This window comes from Streptomyces sp. NPDC088254 (assembly GCF_044740925.1).
GTDB lineage: Bacteria > Actinomycetota > Actinomycetes > Streptomycetales > Streptomycetaceae > Streptomyces.
Genome location: NZ_JBIURQ010000007.1, coordinates 228842 through 248966 on the forward strand (window position 1 = coordinate 228842; position 20125 = coordinate 248966).

18 protein-coding genes are annotated in these 20125 nt (G+C 73.3%); 10 read left to right on the plus strand and 8 right to left on the minus strand.

Annotated features, from left to right (window positions below; genetic code table 11):
* The first annotated feature begins 73 nt into the window (after positions 1–73).
* Together argF and ACIOC0_RS21695 are read left to right on the plus strand one after the other, a co-directional pair.
* Positions 74–1081 carry an ornithine carbamoyltransferase gene (argF, locus tag ACIOC0_RS21690; RefSeq protein ID WP_402156820.1) on the plus strand — a complete coding sequence of 336 codons (1008 nt, stop codon included), beginning with the start codon at positions 74–76 and terminating at the stop codon, positions 1079–1081.
* A 104-nt stretch (positions 1082–1185) separates the two neighbouring features.
* Positions 1186–2643, plus strand: a complete 1458-nt coding sequence (locus ACIOC0_RS21695) for an amino acid permease (RefSeq protein WP_402156822.1) — start codon at positions 1186–1188, stop codon at positions 2641–2643.
* Here ACIOC0_RS21695 and ACIOC0_RS21700 read toward each other — a convergent pair.
* Positions 2597–3055 (minus strand): ATP-binding protein, encoded by a 459-nt coding sequence (locus tag ACIOC0_RS21700; protein WP_351092095.1) that lies wholly within the window; start codon positions 3053–3055, stop codon positions 2597–2599. The genes ACIOC0_RS21695 and ACIOC0_RS21700 overlap by 47 nt on opposite strands.
* Positions 3056–3375: 320 nt before the next feature.
* Here ACIOC0_RS21700 and ACIOC0_RS21705 point away from each other — a divergent pair, with 320 nt between their 5' ends.
* Both ACIOC0_RS21705 and ACIOC0_RS21710 read left to right on the plus strand, forming a co-directional pair.
* A complete protein-coding gene (locus ACIOC0_RS21705) occupies positions 3376–4203 on the plus strand; it encodes an enoyl-CoA hydratase family protein (RefSeq protein ID WP_402156824.1) in 828 nt (275 codons plus the stop codon).
* Positions 4188–6674 carry a bifunctional salicylyl-CoA 5-hydroxylase/oxidoreductase gene (locus ACIOC0_RS21710; protein ID WP_402156825.1) on the plus strand — a complete coding sequence of 829 codons (2487 nt, stop codon included), beginning with the start codon at positions 4188–4190 and terminating at the stop codon, positions 6672–6674. The genes ACIOC0_RS21705 and ACIOC0_RS21710 overlap by 16 nt, the downstream gene beginning before the upstream one ends.
* 24 nt (positions 6675–6698) lie before the next feature.
* Here the strand turns inward: ACIOC0_RS21710 and ACIOC0_RS21715 are convergent, their stop codons facing one another.
* Complete coding sequence (locus tag ACIOC0_RS21715) at positions 6699–7523, minus strand: PaaX family transcriptional regulator C-terminal domain-containing protein (protein ID WP_402156827.1); 825 nt, start codon at positions 7521–7523, stop codon at positions 6699–6701.
* A gap of 15 nt (positions 7524–7538) precedes the next feature.
* Positions 7539–9224, minus strand: coding sequence for an AMP-binding protein (locus tag ACIOC0_RS21720; protein WP_402156829.1), 1686 nt, complete (start codon positions 9222–9224; stop codon positions 7539–7541).
* 246 nt (positions 9225–9470) lie between these two features.
* Here ACIOC0_RS21720 and ACIOC0_RS21725 point away from each other — a divergent pair, with 246 nt between their 5' ends.
* Complete coding sequence (locus tag ACIOC0_RS21725) at positions 9471–10655, plus strand: acyl-CoA dehydrogenase family protein (RefSeq protein ID WP_402156830.1); 1185 nt, start codon at positions 9471–9473, stop codon at positions 10653–10655.
* Positions 10652–11059 carry a RidA family protein gene (locus tag ACIOC0_RS21730; RefSeq protein WP_352245910.1) on the plus strand — a complete coding sequence of 136 codons (408 nt, stop codon included), beginning with the start codon at positions 10652–10654 and terminating at the stop codon, positions 11057–11059. The genes ACIOC0_RS21725 and ACIOC0_RS21730 overlap by 4 nt, the downstream gene beginning before the upstream one ends.
* Position 11060: 1 nt before the next feature.
* On the opposite strand, the gene ACIOC0_RS21735 is transcribed toward ACIOC0_RS21730, so the two are convergent.
* Positions 11061–11255, minus strand: a complete 195-nt coding sequence (locus ACIOC0_RS21735; RefSeq protein ID WP_351092107.1) for a DUF5999 family protein — start codon at positions 11253–11255, stop codon at positions 11061–11063.
* 238 nt (positions 11256–11493) lie between these two features.
* Here ACIOC0_RS21735 and ACIOC0_RS21740 point away from each other — a divergent pair, with 238 nt between their 5' ends.
* On the plus strand, positions 11494–11931 hold the full coding sequence (locus tag ACIOC0_RS21740; protein ID WP_402156832.1) for a DUF6299 family protein: 438 nt from the start codon (positions 11494–11496) through the stop codon (positions 11929–11931).
* 97 nt (positions 11932–12028) lie between these two features.
* On the opposite strand, the gene ACIOC0_RS21745 is transcribed toward ACIOC0_RS21740, so the two are convergent.
* The 4 genes from ACIOC0_RS21745 to ACIOC0_RS21760 all read right to left on the minus strand — a co-directional run bounded on the left by ACIOC0_RS21745 (position 12029) and on the right by ACIOC0_RS21760 (position 15402).
* Complete coding sequence (locus ACIOC0_RS21745) at positions 12029–12814, minus strand: M23 family metallopeptidase (RefSeq protein WP_402156834.1); 786 nt, start codon at positions 12812–12814, stop codon at positions 12029–12031.
* A gap of 90 nt (positions 12815–12904) precedes the next feature.
* Positions 12905–13828, minus strand: coding sequence for a C40 family peptidase (locus tag ACIOC0_RS21750; RefSeq protein WP_402156836.1), 924 nt, complete (start codon positions 13826–13828; stop codon positions 12905–12907).
* 128 nt (positions 13829–13956) lie between these two features.
* Positions 13957–14667: an RNA polymerase sigma factor gene (locus ACIOC0_RS21755; RefSeq protein WP_402156837.1), complete on the minus strand. Its 711-nt coding sequence runs from the start codon at positions 14665–14667 to the stop codon at positions 13957–13959.
* 84 nt (positions 14668–14751) lie between these two features.
* On the minus strand, positions 14752–15402 hold the full coding sequence (locus ACIOC0_RS21760; RefSeq protein WP_402156839.1) for a M15 family metallopeptidase: 651 nt from the start codon (positions 15400–15402) through the stop codon (positions 14752–14754).
* A gap of 360 nt (positions 15403–15762) precedes the next feature.
* Here ACIOC0_RS21760 and ACIOC0_RS21765 point away from each other — a divergent pair, with 360 nt between their 5' ends.
* The 3 genes from ACIOC0_RS21765 to ACIOC0_RS21775 all read left to right on the plus strand — a co-directional run bounded on the left by ACIOC0_RS21765 (position 15763) and on the right by ACIOC0_RS21775 (position 20088).
* Positions 15763–18990: an AfsR/SARP family transcriptional regulator gene (locus ACIOC0_RS21765; RefSeq protein ID WP_402156841.1), complete on the plus strand. Its 3228-nt coding sequence runs from the start codon at positions 15763–15765 to the stop codon at positions 18988–18990.
* 114 nt (positions 18991–19104) lie between these two features.
* Entirely contained in the window at positions 19105–19611 is a 507-nt protein-coding gene (locus ACIOC0_RS21770) for a hypothetical protein (RefSeq protein WP_402156842.1), read from the plus strand.
* Between the two features lie 57 nt (positions 19612–19668).
* Positions 19669–20088, plus strand: a complete 420-nt coding sequence (locus ACIOC0_RS21775) for a peptidase M23 (protein WP_402156844.1) — start codon at positions 19669–19671, stop codon at positions 20086–20088.
* Positions 20089–20125 lie beyond the last annotated feature (37 nt).

The window sequence follows — 20125 nt, forward strand, 5'->3', positions numbered from 1 at the left end:
CGGGGGCTGTATAGAAATTCCAGTTGTCGTATATACTTCCACGGTCCTGTTCTCGTACCTATGGAGCGCCCCCATGGCGACGTCCCCGAGCGCCCTCGCCGGCCGCCACTTCCTCAAGGAGCTCGACTTCACGGCCGAGGAGTTCCGCGGCCTGATCGAGCTGGCCGCCGAGCTGAAGGCCGCGAAGAAGGCCGGGACCGAGGACAGGCGGCTGCAGGGCAGGAACATCGCGCTGATCTTCGAGAAGACCTCCACCCGCACCCGCTGCGCGTTCGAGGTCGCCGCCGCCGACCAGGGCGCCTCCACCACCTACCTCGACCCCTCCGGCTCCCAGATCGGGCACAAGGAGTCCGTGAAGGACACCGCGCGGGTGCTGGGCCGGATGTACGACGCGATCGAGTACCGCGGCGACAGCCAGCAGAAGGTGGAGGAGCTCGCCGCGTACGCCGGCGTGCCCGTCTACAACGGACTCACCGACGACTGGCACCCCACCCAGATGCTCGCCGACGTGCTCACCATGACCGAGCACTCCGACCGGCCGCTGCGCGAGATCGCCTTCGCCTACCTGGGCGACGCCCGCTTCAACATGGGCAACTCCTACCTGGTCACCGGTGCCCTGCTCGGCATGGACGTGCGCATCGTCGCCCCCAAGAGCTACTGGCCCGCCCAGGAGGTCGTCGACCGGGCCCGCGAGCTCGCCGAGACCAGCGGGGCGCGCATCACCCTCACCGAGTCCGTGGCCGACGGCGTGCGCGGCGCCGGCTTCGTCGCCACCGACGTGTGGGTCTCGATGGGCGAGCCCAAGGAGGTCTGGGAGGAGCGCATCGCCGCCCTCGCCCCGTACGCCGTGACCATGGACGTCCTGCGTGCCACCGGCGACCCGCACGTGAAGTTCCTGCACTGCCTGCCGGCCTTCCACGACCTCGGGACCAAGGTCGGCCGCGAGATCCACGAGACGTACGGCCTGGACTCCCTCGAAGTGACCGACGAGGTGTTCGAGTCGGCCCACTCCGTCGTCTTCGACGAGGCGGAGAACCGGCTGCACACCATCAAGGCTGTGCTCGTCGCCACACTCGGCTGACCGACCTGCCCTTATGCTGTCGGGCGGTCCGGAACCACCCCTTCCGTGACCGTCCGGCGACGACACCCCGTCGCCCCGCACCACCGGAAACGAGCACCACCCGCATGCCCGCTCACCGCATCAAGTCCCCCGCCAGCCTGGTGGCCGAGTCAGGCGCCGACCGCGAGGGCCACGGCCTGCGCCGCACCATGGGCCTCTTCCAACTGGTCTGCTTCGGTCTCGGCGCGATCGTCGGCACCGGCATCTTCGTCGGACTCTCCGACTCGGTCGCCCAGGCCGGCCCGGCCGTCGTCGTCTCCTTCGTCCTCGCCGCGATCACCTGCGTGTTCACCGCGTTCGCGTTCGCCGAGCTGGCCGGCGCGATCCCCGTCTCCGGCTCCTCGTACTCCTTCGCCTACGCGAGCCTCGGCGAGCGCACCGCATTCCTCGTCGGCTGGTGCCTGCTCCTGGAGTACGGCGTGTCGGTGAGCGCCGTCGCCGTCGGCTGGAGCCAGTACGTCAACGAACTCCTCGACAGCCTCACCGGTCTGCACCTGCCCGCCGCGCTGTCCGCGGGGCCCGGCGAGGGCGGGATGGTCAACCTCCCGGCCGTGCTCGTGATCGCCATGGCCGCCGTGCTGCTGGTCCGCGGCATCCGCGAGAGCGCCCGGGCCACCGCCGCGATGGCCGTCCTCAAGCTCGCCGTCCTCGTCGCGTTCTGCGCGATCGGCTTCAGCGCCTTCAAGGACGGCAACCTCACCCCCTTCACCCCGGCCGGCCTCGGCGGCATCGGCGCCGGCACCACCGCCGCCTTCTTCTCCTACATCGGCTTCGACGCGATCACCACGGCCGGCGAGGAGGCCCGCAACCCGCGCCGGGACGTACCCGTCGCGATCCTCGTCTGCATGGGCCTGGTCACCCTGCTGTACTGCGCGGTCGCGCTCGCCGCGATCGGCGCCGTCGGCGGCGACGAGGTCGGGGGCCGTCCCGCCGCCCTGTCCCACGTCGTCAACCAGGTCACCGGCTCCTCGGTCGGCGGCGGGATCGTCGCCTTCGGCGCGGTCGTCGCGATCGCCTCGGTCGTCCTCGCGGTGATGTACGGGCAGACCCGCATCCTGATGTCGATGGCACGCGACGGACTCGTCCCGCGCGTCTTCGAGAAGGTCTCGCCCCGCACCGCCACGCCCGTCGCGGGCACCCTGATCGTGGCGATCGTCTTCGCGCTCCCGGCGGCCTTCGCCTCCCTGGACGCCGTGATGAACCTGTGCACCATCGGCACCCTCGCGATCATGGCCGTCGTCAACCTCGCGGTGATCGCCCTGCGCCGCCGCGAGCCGTCCCTGGCCCGCACCTTCCGCGTCCCGCTCTACCCCGCCGTTCCGCTGCTCGGCGTCGCCTTCTGCCTCTACCTGATGTACGAGACCGGGTGGGCGACCTGGCTCCAGTTCGCCGTGTTCCTCGCCGCCGGACTCGTGCTGTACGGGGTGTACGGCCGCCGCAACTCCCGGCTGGCGGCTGCCGACGAGGCCGAGGCTGTCACGCCGGGTGAGGACGCCACTGCCGGGGAACGGCAGCCAGCCTGAACCACACCGCCTTGCCGGTCTCCGTAGGCCGGTGCCCGCAGGACGAGCTGAGGGCGCGGATCAGCAGCAGCCCGCGCCCGTGCTCCTGCCACGGGTCGGGCTCGACGACGGGCGGGCGGGTCAGGTCGCCCGGCGGGGTGGGGTCGGGGTCGTGCACCTCCACCTGGCAGCCGGTCGGCTGCAACTCCACGACCAGCTCTATCGGGGCGTCCCCGCAGGTGTGCTCAACGGCGTTCGCCACCAGCTCGGCGGTCAGCAGTTCCGCCGTGTCGCTGTCCGCCCCGTGCTCCAGCTCGGCCAGCGCGGTGCGGATCAGGGCGCGGGCCACCGGCACGGCCGCGGCGGAGTGCGGCAGCGCGATGCGCCAGGAGGCGGGCGAGGCAGGACGTTCGTGCAAGGCGATTCCGTTCATGGCGCAGGTTCCCGTGCTCGACATCAGGCAGTCCTGCTCTCAGCTTCCAGGAATGGTACGGCGGCCTCCGGCTCAGTCGCACGAGGGTCGCCGCCCGGGGTCGTCGACCCCGTCGTCGGCGGCCTACCCGGCACAACGCCTTCCCTCGCACCCCTGCTCCCCTTGTTACCGCCCTATTGACGAGCGGTGACGCATGTGACGTGGCCCGGTCACGCAGTGACACGTCCGTGGCATACCCTCTCCGGTTATCGCGCACTCCTGACGACAGTCACGCAAGAGTGATAATTTCGAGGAGACCACTCGTCGAGGAGGCCGCCCTCATGAGTCCCTTCACCGGCTCCGCCGCCCGCACCTCCGACTGGCGCCACCTCCGGGTCACCCGGGCCGACGGCGTCGCCACCGTCACCCTCGCCCGCCCCGAGAAGCTCAACGCCCTCACCTTCGGCGCCTACGCCGACCTGCGCGATCTGCTCGCCGAACTGTCCCGGGAGCGGTCCGTGCGCGCGTTGGTCCTGGCGGGCGAGGGGCGGGGCTTCTGCTCCGGCGGGGACGTCGACGAGATCATCGGCGCGACCCTCGCCCTGGACACCGCCCAACTGCTCGACTTCAACCGGATGACCGGGCAGGTCGTACGGGCCGTACGGGAGTGTCCGTTCCCGGTGATCGCCGCGGTGCACGGGGTGGCCGCGGGCGCCGGCGCGGTCCTCGCCCTCGCCGCGGACTTCCGGGTCGCCGACCCCACCGCCCGCTTCGCGTTCCTCTTCACCCGCGTCGGCCTCTCCGGCGGTGACATGGGCGCCGCATATCTGCTGCCCCGGGTCGTCGGCCTCGGTCACGCCACCCGGCTGCTCATGCTCGGCGAACCCGTGCGGGCGCCCGAGGCCGAGCGGATCGGCCTGATCAGCGAACTCGCCGAGGACGGCGGCGCCGACCAGGCCGCCCAACGCCTCGCCCACCGCCTGGCCACCGGCCCCGCCCTGGCCTACGCCCAGACGAAGGCCCTCCTGACCGCCGAACTCGACATGCCGCTGGCGGCAGCGATCGAACTGGACGCCGCCACCCAGGCCCTCCTGATGAACGGCGAGGACTACGCGGAGTTCCACGCAGCCTTCACAGCCAAACGCCCCCCGAAATGGCAGGGCCGCTGATGCGACCGAATCCCGACGCGAGGACATCCACCTCAGGGGCGCGGGGAACTGCGCGACAGGCCACAACGCATCCGCACCCGCCGGCCTCCGGTGCGCAGCCGGTACCCCCGAATCCCGACGCGAGGACATCCACCTCAGGGGCGCGGGGAACTGCGCGACAAGCCACAACGCACCCGCACCCGTCATGCGCCCCCACCCACCCCGACCGTATAGCAGTCATAGGCGGCGGCCCCGCAGGCCTCTACGCCGCAGCCCTGCTGAAGAACCTGAACGCACACCGCGAGGTGACCCTCTGGGAGCGCAACGCCCCCGACGACACCTTCGGCTTCGGAGTCGTCCTCTCCGACGAGACCCTCGGCGGCATAGAGAGCGCGGACCCGGTCGTCCACGCCGCCCTGGAACGGGAGTTCACCCGCTGGGACGACATCCACATCGTCCACCGAGGCATCCGCCAAACCGCCGGAGGCCACGGCTTCGCGGCCCTCGGCCGAAAGAAGCTCCTCCAGATCCTGCACGCCCGCTGCCACACCCTCGGAGTGGACCTCCGCTTCAACACCCCCGCCCCACCCGCGGAGCGCCTCGCCGAGACGTACGACCTCGTCATCGCCGCCGACGGAGTCCACAGCGCCACCCGCGACACCCACGCCCACTTCTTCCGCCCGACCGTCGTGAACCACCGCTGCCGCTACATCTGGCTCGCCGCGGACTTCGCCTTCGACGCCTTCCGCTTCGAGATCGCCGAGACCGAGCACGGCGTGATGCAACTGCACGGCTACCCCTACGCGTCGGACGCCTCCACCGTGATCGTCGAGATGCGCGAGGAGGTGTGGCGGGCGGCCGGCTTCGGGGAGCTCGGGGAGGAGGAGTCCGTGGCACGCTGCGCGAAGATCTTCGCGGACGCGCTGGGCGGCCGACCCCTCAGGTCCAACCACTCGACGTGGTCGACCTTCCGCACGGTCGTCAACGAGCGCTGGTCGCACGGCAACACGGTCCTGCTGGGCGACGCCGCCCACACCGCCCACTTCTCCATCGGCTCCGGCACCAAGCTCGCCGTGGAGGACGCCCTCGCACTCGCGGCGTGTCTGGGGGAACAGCCCTCCCTGCCGGAGGCGTTGGCGGCCTACGAGGCCGAGCGCCGCCCCGTCGTCGCCTCCACCCAACGCGCCGCCCGCGCCAGCCTGGACTGGTTCGAGGACCTCGCCCGTCACGTCGACCAGCCGCCCCGCCGGTTCGCCTTCAACCTGCTCACCCGCAGCCGCCGCGTCACCCACGACAACCTCCGCCTGCGCGATGCCCGTTTCACCGAGGGCGTGGAGCGGGAGTTCGGCTGCCCGCCCGGCACACCCCCGATGTTCACCCCGTTCCGACTGCGCGGCCTGACTCTGCGCAACCGGGTCGTCGTCTCCCCGATGGACATGTACTCGGCGGCCGACGGCCTCCCCGGCGACTTCCACCTCGTCCACCTCGGCGCCCGCGCCCTCGGCGGGGCCGCGCTGGTGATGACGGAGATGGTGTGCGTCAGCGAGCAGGGCCGGATCACCCCCGGCTGCACCGGCCTCTACACCGGCAGGCAGATGGAGGCGTGGCGGCGGATCACCGACTTCGTCCACTCCCGGGCGCCGGGCGCCGCGATCGGCGTCCAGCTCGGCCACTGCGGCCGCAAGGGCTCGACCCGGCTGATGTGGGAGGGCATGGACGAGCCGCTGCCCGACGGCAACTGGCCGCTGGTGGCCGCCTCCGCCCTGCCGTACAAGCCGGGCGGTCAACTGCCCCGTGAGCTGAGCCGAGCGCAACTCACCGACCTGCGCGAGCAGTTCACCTCAGCGGCCGGACGGGCCGCCCGCGCCGGCTTCGACCTGCTAGAACTGCACTGCGCGCACGGCTACTTGCTGTCCGGCTTCCTCTCCCCGCTCACCAACCGCCGCACCGACGCCTACGGCGGCTCGCTCGCCCGGCGGCTCCGCTTCCCGCTGGAGGTCTTCGACGCCGTACGGGCCGTATGGCCGCAGGAGAAGCCGATGACGGTCCGGATCTCCGCCACCGACTGGGCCGAGGGCGGCACCACGGCGGAGGACGCCGTCGAGATCGCCCACGCCTTCGCCGCGCACGGCGCCGACGCGATCGACGTGTCGACCGGCCAGGTCGTCGCCGAGGAGGAACCGGAATTCGGCCGGTCGTACCAGACGCCCTTCGCGGACCGCATCCGCAACACGGTGGGCCTGCCGGTGATCGCGGTCGGCGCGATCTCCTCCTGGGACGACGTCAACTCGCTGATTCTCGCGGGCCGAGCCGACCTCTGCGCCCTGGGCCGCCCCCACCTCTACGACCCGCACTGGACGCTGCACGCCGCCGCCGAGCAGGGCTACGACGGCCCCGGCGTCCTGTGGCCTGCACCGTACCGCGCGGGCAGCCGCCCCCCGCGCACCGGACGTACCGACGCGCCGAAGCCCCGTCTCACCCTGCGGAGTTGAAGCACGCGAGGGGCCGCCCGCCCGTCACCCGGGCGGTCCCGCCGCGACGAACTCCGCCCCCGCGTCCCGCAGTCGCTCGTGCAGGCCCCGGAAGACCGCCGCCGAACGCGTGCCGGGCCATTTCGAGGGGAGCAGGTGGGCGGGCAGGCCTGGGTCGGCGTAGGGGAGATGGCGCCAGGAGTCCAGGGCGAGGAGATAGTCGTGGTAGGCCTCCTCCGGCGGGGTGTCCGCGCGCCGCTCCCAGGCGCGCAGCACACCGGCGTGCCGGTCGAGGAACGCCTCGTGCCGCTCGGCGAGGGCGGTCAGGTCCCACCAGCGGGCGACGGCGTCGACGGTCGGCGCGAAACCCAGGTGCTCGCCCCGGAAGAAGTCGACGTAGACCTCCAGGCGCAGCCGCTCCAGCGTGTGCCGGGTCTCCTCGTAGAGCCGGGCGGGGGCGATCCACACGCCGGGCGCGGCCGTGCCGAAGCCCAGCCCCGCCAGCCGGGAGCGCAGGACGTGCCGCTTCTGCCGTTCCGACTCCGGCACGGAGAACACCGCCAGCACCCAGCCCTCGTCCTCGGGCGGCGCGGCGGCGTAGATCCGCCGGTCGCCGTCGTCGAGCATCTGCCGTGCTTCCGGGGACAGTTCGTACCCTGCCGCGCCCCGCGCCGTACGGGCCGGCACCAGCAGCCCGCGGCGCTTCAGTCTGGACACCGACGAGCGCACGGAGGGCGAGTCCACGCCGACCGCGGCGAGCAGCCGGATCAGCTCGGCGACGGGCACGGGACCCGCCGCGAAACGGCCGTACGCGCCGTAGAGCGTGACGATGAGAGACCGGGGTGCAGGCTGGTCGGACACGTTGATCATCTTAGGTTGTCGGTATCACCGCTGGTCATCGTGGGTGTCCACGGTGGTGTCGGTGCCGGTCTCCGCGCCTGTGCGCAGGCGGAACCGCTGGAGCTTGCCGGTCGCGGTGCGCGGCAGCGAGTCCAGCAGAACGATCTCGCGGGGACACTTGTACGGTGCCAGCTCCGCCTTGACGAAGGCCCGCAGCGCCTCGGTGTCCGACCGCGCGCCGGCGCGCAGGACCGCGTACGCCACGACGACGTGCCCCCTCGCCTCGTCCGGCCGACCGATCACGGCCGCCTCGACGACGTCCGGGTGCCGCAGCAGCGCCTCCTCGACCTCCGGGCCAGCGATGTTGTACCCGGCGGAGACGATCATGTCGTCCGCGCGGGCGACGTAACGGAAGTAGCCGTCGCTCTCCCGGACGTAGGTGTCGCCGGTGACGTTCCACCCGTCCCGCACGTACTCCCGCTGCCGGGCGTCGGCCAGATAGCGGCAGCCGACCGGGCCGCGCACGGCGAGCAGCCCGGGCCGCCCGTCGGGGACGGGGACGCCCCGCTCGTCCTGCACGCGTGCCTGCCAGCCGGGGACGGGAACGCCCGTGGTGCCGGGCCGGATGTGCTCGTCGGCGGCGGAGATGAAGATGTGCAGCAGCTCGGTGGCGCCGATGCCGTTGATCAGCCGCAGCCCGGTCCGCTCGTGCCAGGCCCGCCAGGTGGCGGCGGGCAGGTTCTCCCCGGCCGAGACGCAGCGCCGCAGCGAGGACAGGTCGTGCGCAGGGGAGACGCCCCGCACGGCGGGTCCGTCGCCTCCGTCGAGTTCCGCCAGCATCGCGCGGTACGCGGTCGGCGCGGTGAACAGCACGGACACCCGGTGGGCGGCGATCGCCGCCAACAGCTGCTTCGGGCCCGCCTGTTCGAGCAGCAGGGTGCTCGCGCCGGCCCGCAGCGGGAAGACGAGCAGCCCGCCGAGACCGAAGGTGAAACCGAGCGGTGGGCTGCCGGCGAACACATCGTCGGCCTGGGGTCTGAGCACATGCCTGGAGAAGGTGTCGGCTGTCGCGAGCACATCCCGGTGGAGGTGCATGCATCCCTTCGGGCGACCGGTGGTGCCGGAGGTGAAGGCGATCAGCGCCACGTCGTCGGCGGCGGTGTCCACGGCCCCGTACGGCACGTCCGGCGCCGGCCGGCGCAGCAGGTCGTCGGGGGCGTCACCGCCGTACGTGGTGATCCGCAGTCCGGGGATCTCCGCCTTGGCGAGGTCGTCGACCGCCCGGACGTCGCACAGGGCGTGCCGCACCCGGGCCATTTCGCACATCGTGCGCAGCTCGTGCGGGCGTTGCTGGGCCAGCACGGTGACCGCGATCGCGCCCGCCTTCAGCACCGCCAGCCAGCACGCCGCCAGCCACGGCGTGGTGGGCCCGCGCAGCAGCACCCGGTTGCCGGGGACGACCCCGAGGGCCCCGGTGAGGACATGCGCCAGCCGGTCGACGCGGGCGCGCAGCTCGCCGTACGTCCACACCGGCCCGGCGGGGGTGCGGAACGCGGGACGGCCGGCGTCGGGGCCGGCGAGGAGCTCGGCGGCGCAGTTCAGCCGTTCGGGGTAGCGCAGCTCCGGCAGGTCGAAGCGCAGGTCGGGCCACTGGTCGGGTGGCGGGAGGTGGTCGCGCGCGAAGGTGTCGACGTGGGCCGAGCGGGGCCCGGCGGGTCGCGGGACGTTCATGGCGGGTCGCCCCCTTGCCTTGGGTGGGCGCCCGGGAGCGCCGTGATGGGCGCCGGGAAGCGCCGTGATGGGCGCCTGGAGCGCCGTGGTGGGCGTCGTGGTGGGCTCGCCCACCGAGCGTATCGTGTCCGTGACGACAGTCAACGGTTCGCGATACCGTTGGGGCGCGAACGAAAGGGGCCGGGGCGGGCGCGTGGGGGAGGCGCGCGGAGAGTCCGAGGGAGCCGTCGCAGAGAAGGGCCGACGATGTCCGCATTCTCACTCCAACCGGAACAGACCGCCTGGTGCGCCGAACTGCGCGCACTGGCCGCAGACCGACTGCGCCCGCTCGCGGACAAGGGCGAGCCGGGCCGCGTCAACCGCCCGCTTCTCGCCGAACTCGGCCGACTGGGCCTGATGTCCCGCTTGTTCACCTCCGGAGCCGTCGACCTCTGTCTGATGCGCGAGTCCCTCGCCCACGCCTGCACCGAGGCGGAGACCGCCCTCGCCCTCCAGGGCCTCGGCGCACACCCCGTGCACGCCCACGGCACCGCCGCCCAACGGGAGCGCTGGCTGCCCCGCGTCGCCGACGGCAGCGCGGTCGCCGCGTTCGCGCTGAGCGAGCCCGGTGCCGGTTCCGACGCGGCGGCCCTGGCCCTGGCGGCCGAGCCCGACGGCCCGGACGGCTGGCGCCTCACCGGCGAGAAATGCTGGATCTCCAACGCCCCCGAGGCCGACCTCTACACGGTGTTCGCCCGCACCGCCGAGGCGGCGGGCGCACGCGGCGTCACCGCGTTCCTGCTCCCCGCCGACCGCCCCGGCCTGACCGGCTCCGCCCTCGACATGCTCTCCCCGCACCCGATCGGCACGCTGCGCTTCGACGCCGTCCCGGTCACGGCGGCCGACGTGCTCGGCGAACCCGGGCACGGCTTCCGCGTGGCCATGTCCACCCTCGACCTCTTCCGCCCCAGCGTCGGCGCCTTCGCCGTGGGCATGGCACAGGCCGCCCTGGACGCCACCCTCGCGCACACCGCCCGACGCACCGCTTTCGGCGGCACACTGAGCGACCTTCAGGCCGTGTCCCACCAGGTCGCCGAGATGGCCCTGCGCACCGAGGCCGCCCGCCTCATGGTCCACGCGGCGGCGGCCGCGTACGACGCCGGCGCCCCGGACGTCCCGCGTCGCGCCGCCATGGCCAAACTGCTCGCCACCGAGACGGCGCAGTATGTCGTCGACACAGCCGTCCAGTTGCACGGAGCGCGGGCGCTGCGCCGAGGGCACCTGCTGGAGCATCTGTACCGCGAGGTACGGGCGCCACGCATCTACGAGGGGGCGAGCGAAGTGCAACGGGGCATCATCGCACGGGAGTTGTACAGGGAGCTGCGTGAAGGCCGGGGCGCCGGGGTGGGCACGGGAGAGGGCGCGATCGTCGGGGCGGGGGAGAGCCGGTGAGCGTCGAGCGCGTCAACCCGCCCGAGCTGTCCCCGCCCGCAGGCTTCTCCCACGCCGTCGTCGCCACCGGCTCCCGCGTGGTGTTCCTGGCCGGCCAGACCGCGCTGGACCAGGCCGGGAAGGTGGTCGGCGGGACGCTGACGGAGCAGTTCGAGCGGGCCCTCGCCAACCTGCTGGCCGCGCTTGCCGCGGCGGGCGGCGCCCCCTCGGACCTGGCGCGGGTCACGGTCCACGTCACCGACGTGGCCGACTACCGGTCCCGGGCCGCCGAACTCGGCCGTGTCTGGCGGAGGTTGGCGGGGCGGGACTACCCGGCGATGGCGGTCGTCGGGATCGTACGGCTGTGGGACGAGGACGCCCTCGTCGAACTCGACGGGTTCGCGGTCCTCGACGAACGGCCCTGAATCAGGCGGCGACGGTCAGCCGGTCGGGTGTCGCGCGGTGCGGGGCCACGATGCGGCCGTCGGGGAGCAGTTCACCGGAGTCGTCGAAGACGATCGTGCCGTCGCACAGCAGGCTCCAGCCCTGCTCGGGGTGGGCGGCGACGACGTGCGCGGGGCGGACGCCGGCCGGGACGCTCGGAGACTGGTGGGAACACATGGCGCACCTCCACGTCGGGGGACCGGCCGTTCGGCGGGCCCCGTGCTCCGACGATGCGCCTGCCGGACGGCCGCCGCCAGATGCCGCCGCCGAATGTGACAGCACCGGGACGACTCCACGACCGTATGCCGACGCCCGGTGCGGACTCGCCACCGAAGGGGTGACGGTCACCGCCGGGAGGGCGGCCGCCCGGTACCAGTGGAAACCGTCTGAGGTTCCTCACCCCCGGAGGTCATCCATGTCGTTGCGTCCCGCTCTCACCGCGGCCGTCGGCGCCGCCCTGCTCCTGCTGGCCGTCCCGTCCGCGTCCGCCGCCGCCGACCCGGCCCCGGCCGCGGAGGCCGTCACCGTCGACCCGGCCGGCAGCATCGCGGCGGACGGCACCGTCACCCTGTCCGGCACCTACCGCTGCGTGGACAGCACCGGCCCGGTGTTCGTCGCCTCCTCCATCGGCCAGGACCCCTCGACCGTGCGCTACGGCATCGGCGGCAGCCGCGCCGTGTGCGACGGCGTCGAGCACCGCTGGGTGAACACCGGCAAGCCCATGCCGGGCTCGCTCAAGGCCGGCACCGCCCGGGTCGAGGCGACGGTCCTGGAACTGCGCCCCCAGGGCCTGCTGCTCCTGCCCGGGTTCCACGCGACCCTGCAGCAGGACGTCACGCTGGTCCAACGCTGAACGAGCGAACACGCGCCGGGGCGCCGCGCCGGCCCGACGGACCGTCGCGACGCCCCTCGCGTGGTTCACAGGCACGTGCAGTGCCCGGGGTGTGCGGTCAGCACTCCCTCACTCCGGGCAGCCAGGCGGCCGGGTCGTCGATGTAGATGTTGGTGATGTAGCCGCCGAGCGCCGGGATGTAGGACCAGGCGTCGTTGCTGTACCCCTCGGCGTTGACCAGGTCGCCGTGCTTCTGGCATTCCACGTACACCGGCGTCGGCCCGGTCAGGGTGCGCACGACCGCCGCGTTCAGCCGCGCGTCCTGCCGCACCCGCACGGAGGTGCCCCAGGTGGTGAAGTTGGTCCCCGGCTGACCCCCGCCGCCACCCGGGGTGCACGGCAGGTTCACACCCCGCGCCGCCAGGTACGGCACCGGGTCCATGCCGCGGGTGCTGGACGTGGACGCGTGCGCCTCGAAGTGCAGGTGGTTGCCGGAGGAGTCGCCCTCGGAGCCCATCCGGGCGATCAACTGACCGCTGCTCACGCGCTGGTTCACGGAGACGAGCCGCTCGTACATGTGGCCGTACTCGGTGACGGTGCCGTCGTCGTGCCGGATGCGGATCCACTGGCCGTAGCCGCTCGCGGGACCGGAGGCGATGACCGTGCCGGAACCGGTCGAATGGATGGGCGTGCCGCGGTCGTTGGCGATGTCGACGCCGTCGTGGCCGGAGTGCCACCACTGGGTCACGGTGCCGGCGGCCGGACAGGAGCCGGCCTCGGCGGGCCTGGCGGGCGGGGCGGCGTCGGCCGCGCCCGCCGTGAGCGGGACCAGTCCGGCCGCGGCGAGCGCGGCGGCGAACAGGCCGACGGCCTTGGTGCGGTTGGTGCGAGTGAGTACGCGCATGGCGGTTCTTCTCCGTACGTGCGTGATCGGGACGTGCGTGATCGGGACGTGGGCGATCGGTCCGGCGGCGAGCCACCGGGCGGGCCGGGTTCAGCAGTTGGGGACGCCGGGCAGCCAGGCCGCCGGGTCGTCGATGTAGATGTTCGAGATCCAGGCGTTGTACTTCGGCAGGTAGGACCAGGCGTCGTTGACGTATCCCTCGGCCCTGACCAGCTCCCCGTGCGCCTGGCACAGGACGTCGACCGCGGTGGGCCGGGGCAGCGTGCCGACCGGGGGCCTGGCGGTGCCGGGGTCCGGGCGCAGGCTCACGTCGGTGCCCCAGGTCATGAACCGCTTCGTGTTCGCCGGCGGTTGCTCGCCACCCCCGACGATGCGCAAGGCGCCCGCGTACTGGGCGTTCATCCGCACGTCGCTGACCATCACCAGCGTGCCGGACTCCCGCGCCTCGACCATCTTGCCGTTGCCGAGGTAGACGGCGATGTGGTGCACGCTGTTGAGGTTCGCTGGGTTCGTCCCCCACAGCAGCAGGTCGCCCGGCTGCAGCGGGGCGAGGCCGTCGGCCCGCGAGAACCGGGCCGTGGCGCCGCTCCACTGGGCCTGGTTCCAGGACCCCTCGGGCAGGCTGATCCCGGCGCCCTGCCATGCGGCGTACTGCACGAGGTGCGAGCAGTCGAAGCCCCTCACCTGGCTGTCGTGGGCGCCGGGGCCGCCGCCCGGGTAGTCCTGGCCGTACGTCGGCCCGTGGATGGAGCCGCCGCCCCAGGAGTACGGCACCCCGATCTGGGAGCACGCGGCGTCGACGATCGCCTGCGCCTGGGCCGGCGCGCCGGTCAGCGCACGGCAGTCGGCGGCGGCCGCGGAGGCGGTGGACGCCGCGGGCACGCCGGCCGGGGCGGCGTACGCCGTGCCGGTGCAGGCCAGTGCGGTGGCGAGGAGCAGCCCGCCGGCGGACGCGACGGTGCGGTGGACGCGGTGGGTTCGATGGGTTCGCTGAGTGCGGTGTGCACGGCGCATGATGGGGTCCCCCTGGTTCAGGTGGCGCTGTGGCGGGTGACCAGCAAGACGACTGGATCACCGGGTCAACGGACGAGGTGGGTGGATGGTGAGGCCCGCGGACGGGTGAGACGGCTGGTCGGTCCGCCTCAGGCGCATGCCTCCGACGTGGCTTTCGCGCCTCTCGCAGCCGCCACGGGCTTCGCAGCCTTCATGGGCTTCGTGGCTTTCGTGGCTTTCGTCGTGGAGACGGTTGTGGCGCCGGTTTCGTATGCGTCGAGCGCGGCGCGCATTTTGGCGAGCCCGCGCATGCGGTTGCGCTGGACGGTGCCGCGGTGCGCGCCGAGCCGCTCGCCCGCCATGTCGTGGGTCAGCCCCTCGATGTCGACGAGGATCACGGCGGCCGCCTCCTTGGGGGACAGCCCGCTCAGCAGAGAAGCGGCCGCCGACTCCGCCTCCCTGGTCGCGAAGCCGCCGTCCCAGCCGCGTTCGGGCAGCCGGTCGGTGCAGTGCTCACGGCGTGCGGGATGCCGCCAGGAGTCGCGCAGCAGGTTCAGCGCCGCCGCGCAGGTGTAGGCGTACGGCTGCTGCTGACGCGCCAGGGTGCGGGCGCGGGCCCGGTGGGAGAGCCGGACGTACGTCTCCTGGAGCAGGTCGTCGGCGTCGTGCGGGTCGCCCGTCAGCGCCAGCAGCCGGCGCCGCAGTCTCGGCATCACCGCCGTGAACGCCTCGTCGAACTCGGCCGCGGTCATGTGGTCGGCGCGGCCGGCCTCCACCGCGGGAGGTGAGGCGGCCGCGGCTCTGGCGGTGGGCGTGTCGGTCGTGGTCGTCGGCGGCGGCGGGACGGAGATGGTCTGCACGGTGTTCCCCCGGGTCTGTCTCACGGTGCGGTGCGGTGGTGCGGGCTGCGGTGAGGCGCTGTGCGGTCGCGTGCGTGACGTTCGCTACCGGTCGGCGGGCCCGTACTCGGCGGCGGGCGCGGTGGTCAGCAGTGCCCAGTACCGGTCGCCGTACGACCAGTGCCACCACTCGGTCGGGTAGTTGACGAAGCCCGCCGCCGTCATCGCCCGGTGCAGCAGCAGCCGGTTGGCCCGTGCCTCGGCGTCGATGTTGGTCGCGGCGGTGCGGCAGCCGCCCTCGCTCTCCTCCGGGGTGGCGTTGACCTCGGTGCCGAGGGGGAGTTCCCTGCCGTCCTCGGTGCACAGGGTCAGATCCACCGCGCCGCCGCTGACGTGCGGCGCGACCTCCGGGGGCGAGATGTAGGCGCTGGCCAGCTCACGGATGCGGGCCGGTGAGGCGTCGGGGTGGGCGCGGCGCAGCGTGGCCGAGTAGGCGTCGAAGTAGCTGCGCTGCAACGCCGGCGGGCGGAACCCCTCGACCAGCAGCAGGCGCACGCCCCTGGGCAAGGCGCCCTGGGCGAGCAGCAGCCGGCGCATCACGTCGGCCCGGACATGCGCGTACGAACCGTCGGCGTCGGCCTTGCGGGCGTCGACGCGCAGTGCGGCCGAGTCGCGGGCGTCGACCAGTCGTTCGCCGTTCTCGAACACGGGGGTCTCGGCCACGCGCCGGTCCGAGAGCAGGATGAGTTCTGTCACGGACACAGCGTCTGAAGGGTCTCTGCAGAACACCTGCAGCGCACCTGTAAGCCGTCTGCAGAAGCCCTGCAGAAAGCCTGCAGAACCTCTGCAGACGGCATGAGAATCCGCCGCGACGGTATGCGCGAAATGCGGCCGGTCCCTCATACGGGCGCCCCGCCGGCAGCGTCTCCCGTTCGACATGGGACAGTCGCCACTTCGGATGAGGAGGTAATCCCACCGGGCCCCCGTCGAATTCCGGCCAAGTGACGTTCGCGCCGGTCCGCCGTGTGAAAAGGGGCGGTCCGGCATGAGGCATGCCCGCCGTCGGCCGCCGGTATCTTGTCCCCGACTGCGGGAACGCGAAATCGGGGGATCACGGTGGACGTTCGCCTTCTGGGCCCTGTCGAGGTATGGAGCGAAGGAAAGCGGATTCCGCTCAACGGCGCCAAACCGACGGCCATACTGGCCGCTCTCGTCATTCATCCGGGTGAAGTTCTCTCCGCCGGGCGCCTGGTCGACCTGGTGTGGGAGGAGGAGCCGCCCGCCACCGCACGGGCGCTCGTCGCCACCCATGTGTCAGGCCTGCGCCGCGCCCTGGCCGGCACCGCGGGCGACGGCGTGATCGGCACCCGCTCGCCGGGATACGTCGCCGACCTGCCGCCCGCCGCTGTCGACGCCCGGCGCTTCGAACAGGCCTGCGCCGCCGGACGCCGGGCGGCGCTCGACGGCCGGCCCGAGGACGCCGTCGACACCCTGGAGGAGGGCCTGCGGCTGTGGCGCGGCCGGGACGCCCTCGAAGGGCTGGGCCAGTCCTTCGCCCGCGTCGAGGCCATGCGCCTGCGTGAACTGCGCCTGGAGGCAGAGGAGTTCCGCTTCGCCGCCGAGCTGGACCTGAACCGCCGCACCGACCTCGTCGCCGAACTCGTCGCCCATGTCGCGGCCAACCCCCTGCGTGAGCGGCCCCGCGGTCAGTTGATGACCGCTCTGTTCCGCGCCGGCCGGGTGGCCGACGCGCTGCGCTCCTACGACGAGGGCCGCCGACTCCTGCGTACCGAACTCGGCATCGATCCCGGGCAGGAACTGCGCGCCCTGCAACAGGCGTTGCTCCGAGCCGACACCGACGTGCTCGGCACCCCGGCCCGACGGACCGCCACGCCCGCCACCCGCACGGCCCCCGTGCAGGCCCAGAGCGCCGGCCCGCCGCACGCCCCCGGCGACGACCCTCCGCTCCCGCACCCGCGCGACGCCGCCGAACCGCCCCACGGGGACGCCGAACCACCCCGCGACACCACGGACCGACGCCCCGCTCCCTCCCAACTTCCCCCGGACCTGGCCGACTTCACGGGACGCTCCGAGCAGATCGCCTGGGCGACCGCCGTACTGGAACGGGTCCGGGACCCCGAGCGCACCGCGCCGCCCATCGGCGTGGTCTCCGGCCGCTCGGGCACCGGCAAGACCGCGCTCGCCGTGCACGTGGGCCACCACACCGCCGCGCTCTTCCCCGACGGCCGGCTCTTCGTGGACCTGCGCGCCTCCGACCTGGAGCCGGTACGGACCGCCGACGCCCTCGCCCGGCTGCTGCGCGCCCTCGGCGTCGACCCCGACACCCCCGCCCGGGACGAGGAGGACCTCCTCGGGCTCTACCGCACCCACATCGCACGACGCCGGGTGCTGCTGATCCTCGATAACGCTGTCAACGAGGCACTGCTGCGCCCTCTGCTGCCCCCGGGCGGCGGTTCAGCCGTGCTGGTCACCAGCCGGCGCCGGCTGGTCGCGATCGAGGGCGCCGCCCACCTCGATCTCGACGTGCCCTCCGAGGCGGAGGCCCTCGACCTGCTGGCCCGCGTGGCGGGACCGGCGCGGGCCGGAGTGGAGCCCGCGCGGGCCGCCGAGATCGTCGCCCTGTGCGGACGGCTCCCGCTCGCCGTCCGCGTCGCCGGCGCCCGCCTCGCCGCCCGCCCGCACTGGACGCCGGACCGGCTCGCCGCACGACTGCGCGACGAGCGCCGCCGACTGGACGAACTCCAGGCCGGCGACCTGGAGGTGCGCGCGAGCCTCGGACTCGGCTACGCGGACCTCGGCGCGCAGGAACAACGCGCCCTGCGACGGCTGGCCTTGATGGACCTGCCGGACTTCGCGGCCTGGGTCGCGGGCCCGCTCCTCGACGTCACCGCCGACGAGGCGGAGGAAGCGGTCGAGCGGCTCGTCGACTGCTACTTCGTGGAGGTGGTCCGCACCGACGAGACCGGCAGGACCCGCTACCGCATCCACGACCTCGCGCGCGAGCACGCCCGGGAACGCTGCCTGGCCGACGAGGACCGCGGCGAGCGGGAGGCGGCGGTCCGCCGGCTCGTGGACCGCTGGCTGGACATGGCCCGCAGCGCGGCGGCCCGCAGCCCCGGCGGGGCGTCGCGCCTCTTCCCGCTCGCGACCGGAGCGGCACACGACGCGCTGTACGAGACGCTGAACCTGGCCTCCCGCTCGGCGTCACCCTTCGCACCCGGCAGGCAGGAGCAGGGCTCCCACCCGGCCGCCGAGCCCACCGCCTGGTTCGCCGCCGAACAACGATGTCTGCTCGCGGCGGTGACGCACTGCGCGGAGCACGGCATGCTCGACGCGGCACGGGAACTGGCCACCGCCCTCATGGCGGCCTCCGCCGCTCTCTACAACGGCTTCGACGCCTGGTCCCGCTCCCACGACGTCGCCCTGGTCGCGGCACGCCGCGGCGGCGACGTCGAGGGCGAGGCCTGGCTGTTGCAGGGCCTCGGGCAACTGCGCCTGGAACAGGACCGTTTCGACGACGCGTACGCCCTGTTCGCCACGGCGCTGCGGCTCTTCGAGGACGGGGACGTACCGCGCGGGCGGGCGCAGACACTGGCCGGCATGGGGGCGGCCCGCCGCGAACAGGCCCGTTTCGACGAGGCGTCGACCTTGCTGGCGGCGGCCCTCGCACAGAACCGGGAACCGGAGGACGACGCCTTCACGGCCCATGTGCTGTACGGCATGGGCTGCGTGCACCGCGACCAGGGCCGCTACGAGGAGGCGTGGGACGCCCTGTCCCGCTCCCACCAGCTGTACACGGCGGCCCGCGACCGGCACGGAGAAGCGCTCACCCTGCGCGCACAGGGCCTGTGGCACCGGGCACGGGGCGAACTGCGCGCGGCGGAGCCGGTGCTGCGCAGGTCGCTCGCCCTCTTCGAGGAGACGGGCGACGCCTACGGGGTGATGTACGCGAGCCAGTCCCTCGCCAAGGTCGAGTTCCGGCAGGGCCGGATGGCCGAGTCCCGCGAACGCCTGGACCGCTGCCTGGACCTCACCCGTGAGCGCCAGGACATGTTCGGTGAGGCCCTCGTCCTGCGGACGCTCGGCGAATGGCACCTCGCGGCGTCCGACTGGTCGTCCGCGACCGATGACCTGCGCCGGGCCCTCGGCCTCTGGGAGAAGCTGGACCTCCCCCTGTGGCGCGCCCGCACCCTCCGCGACCTCGCCTCCGCCGCCCGAGGCCGGGGAGACACCGGGCCGGCACAGGAGCTGAGGGAGGAAGCCCGGCGCGTCTTCCTCGAACTCGGCAGCCGCGAGGCCACCGAGGACGCCCCGGCAGGTTGAGCCCTGGCCGCCGGCGGCACGCGGCGGCAGTCATACGGGCTCCGCCCACCGCCCGTCCCCCACACGGACAGGGCGGCGCCCGCCGCCGCTGCCACTTCGGGGAAGGAACCCACGATGACGACGACGCACACGTCACCGGCGACGAGCGAGCACGCACGACGCGGACACGAGGGCCGGGCGGAGGACGGCGGCCGGGCACGCGACCGCCGAGGCCTCGCCGGCAGGGCGCTGCGGACGCTCGCCGGCCTGCTGGCGGTCGTCGCGTCGCTCCTTGTCGTCGGCGCGCAGCCGGCCGCCGCGCACCCGCCCACCGGGTCCGTGTACGTGTGGGCCAGCGATGTACGGGTGCGCTCGTGCCAGAGCACCTCCTGCTCCCTCGCGACCGACGAGGTGCTCACCAGGGTCAGGGTCCAGGCGTACTGCCAGGTCGACAACGGCGCGGCCGGCCGCGTGACCGACGGCCTCTACACCAACACCTACTGGGTGCAGGTCATCACGCCGGGCCGGACGCTGGGCTGGATCTCGGCGGTCTACGTCAGCGGCGGCTCCAACAACTCCCCGGTGCCCGGCGCCCCGGTCGACGGCCCCTCGGACCCCACCATCGACTGCGAGTACATCTAGCCGTACCGGCAGACCACGCTCCCCGCACCCGTCGCGCACCCCGGACCACGGAGGCCCATGAACACGAGAAGCCTGACCAGGGTGGCGGCCACGGCCGCCGCCCTGGCCGCCACCGTCCTGATCGCGTCGCCGACCGCGGCCTCCGCGGCCCCCGCGACGCCGCGTCCCGCCCCCGCCCGCGCGGCCCTGACTTCCGTCCACATCTGGGCCACCGGCGTCAACGTCCGCCATGACGGGGCCGACGCGGACTGCGTCTTCCACCCGTCGCGGGGGACCTGCCCGACCGTCGTCGCCACCGTCTCGCGCACCACGGCACAGGCTCACTGCCAGCGCGAGGGCGAGACCATCCACGACAGCGGTTACAGCAACCGCTGGTGGACCCTGGTCGAACTGGCCGACGGCAGGATCGGCTGGGTCAACAACATCTACATCCAGGGCGGCGAGAAGATCGCCGGCGTGCCCGACTGCTCCTGGTGAGCCGGACGCGACGACGACCGTGAGCCACCGCCGCGGG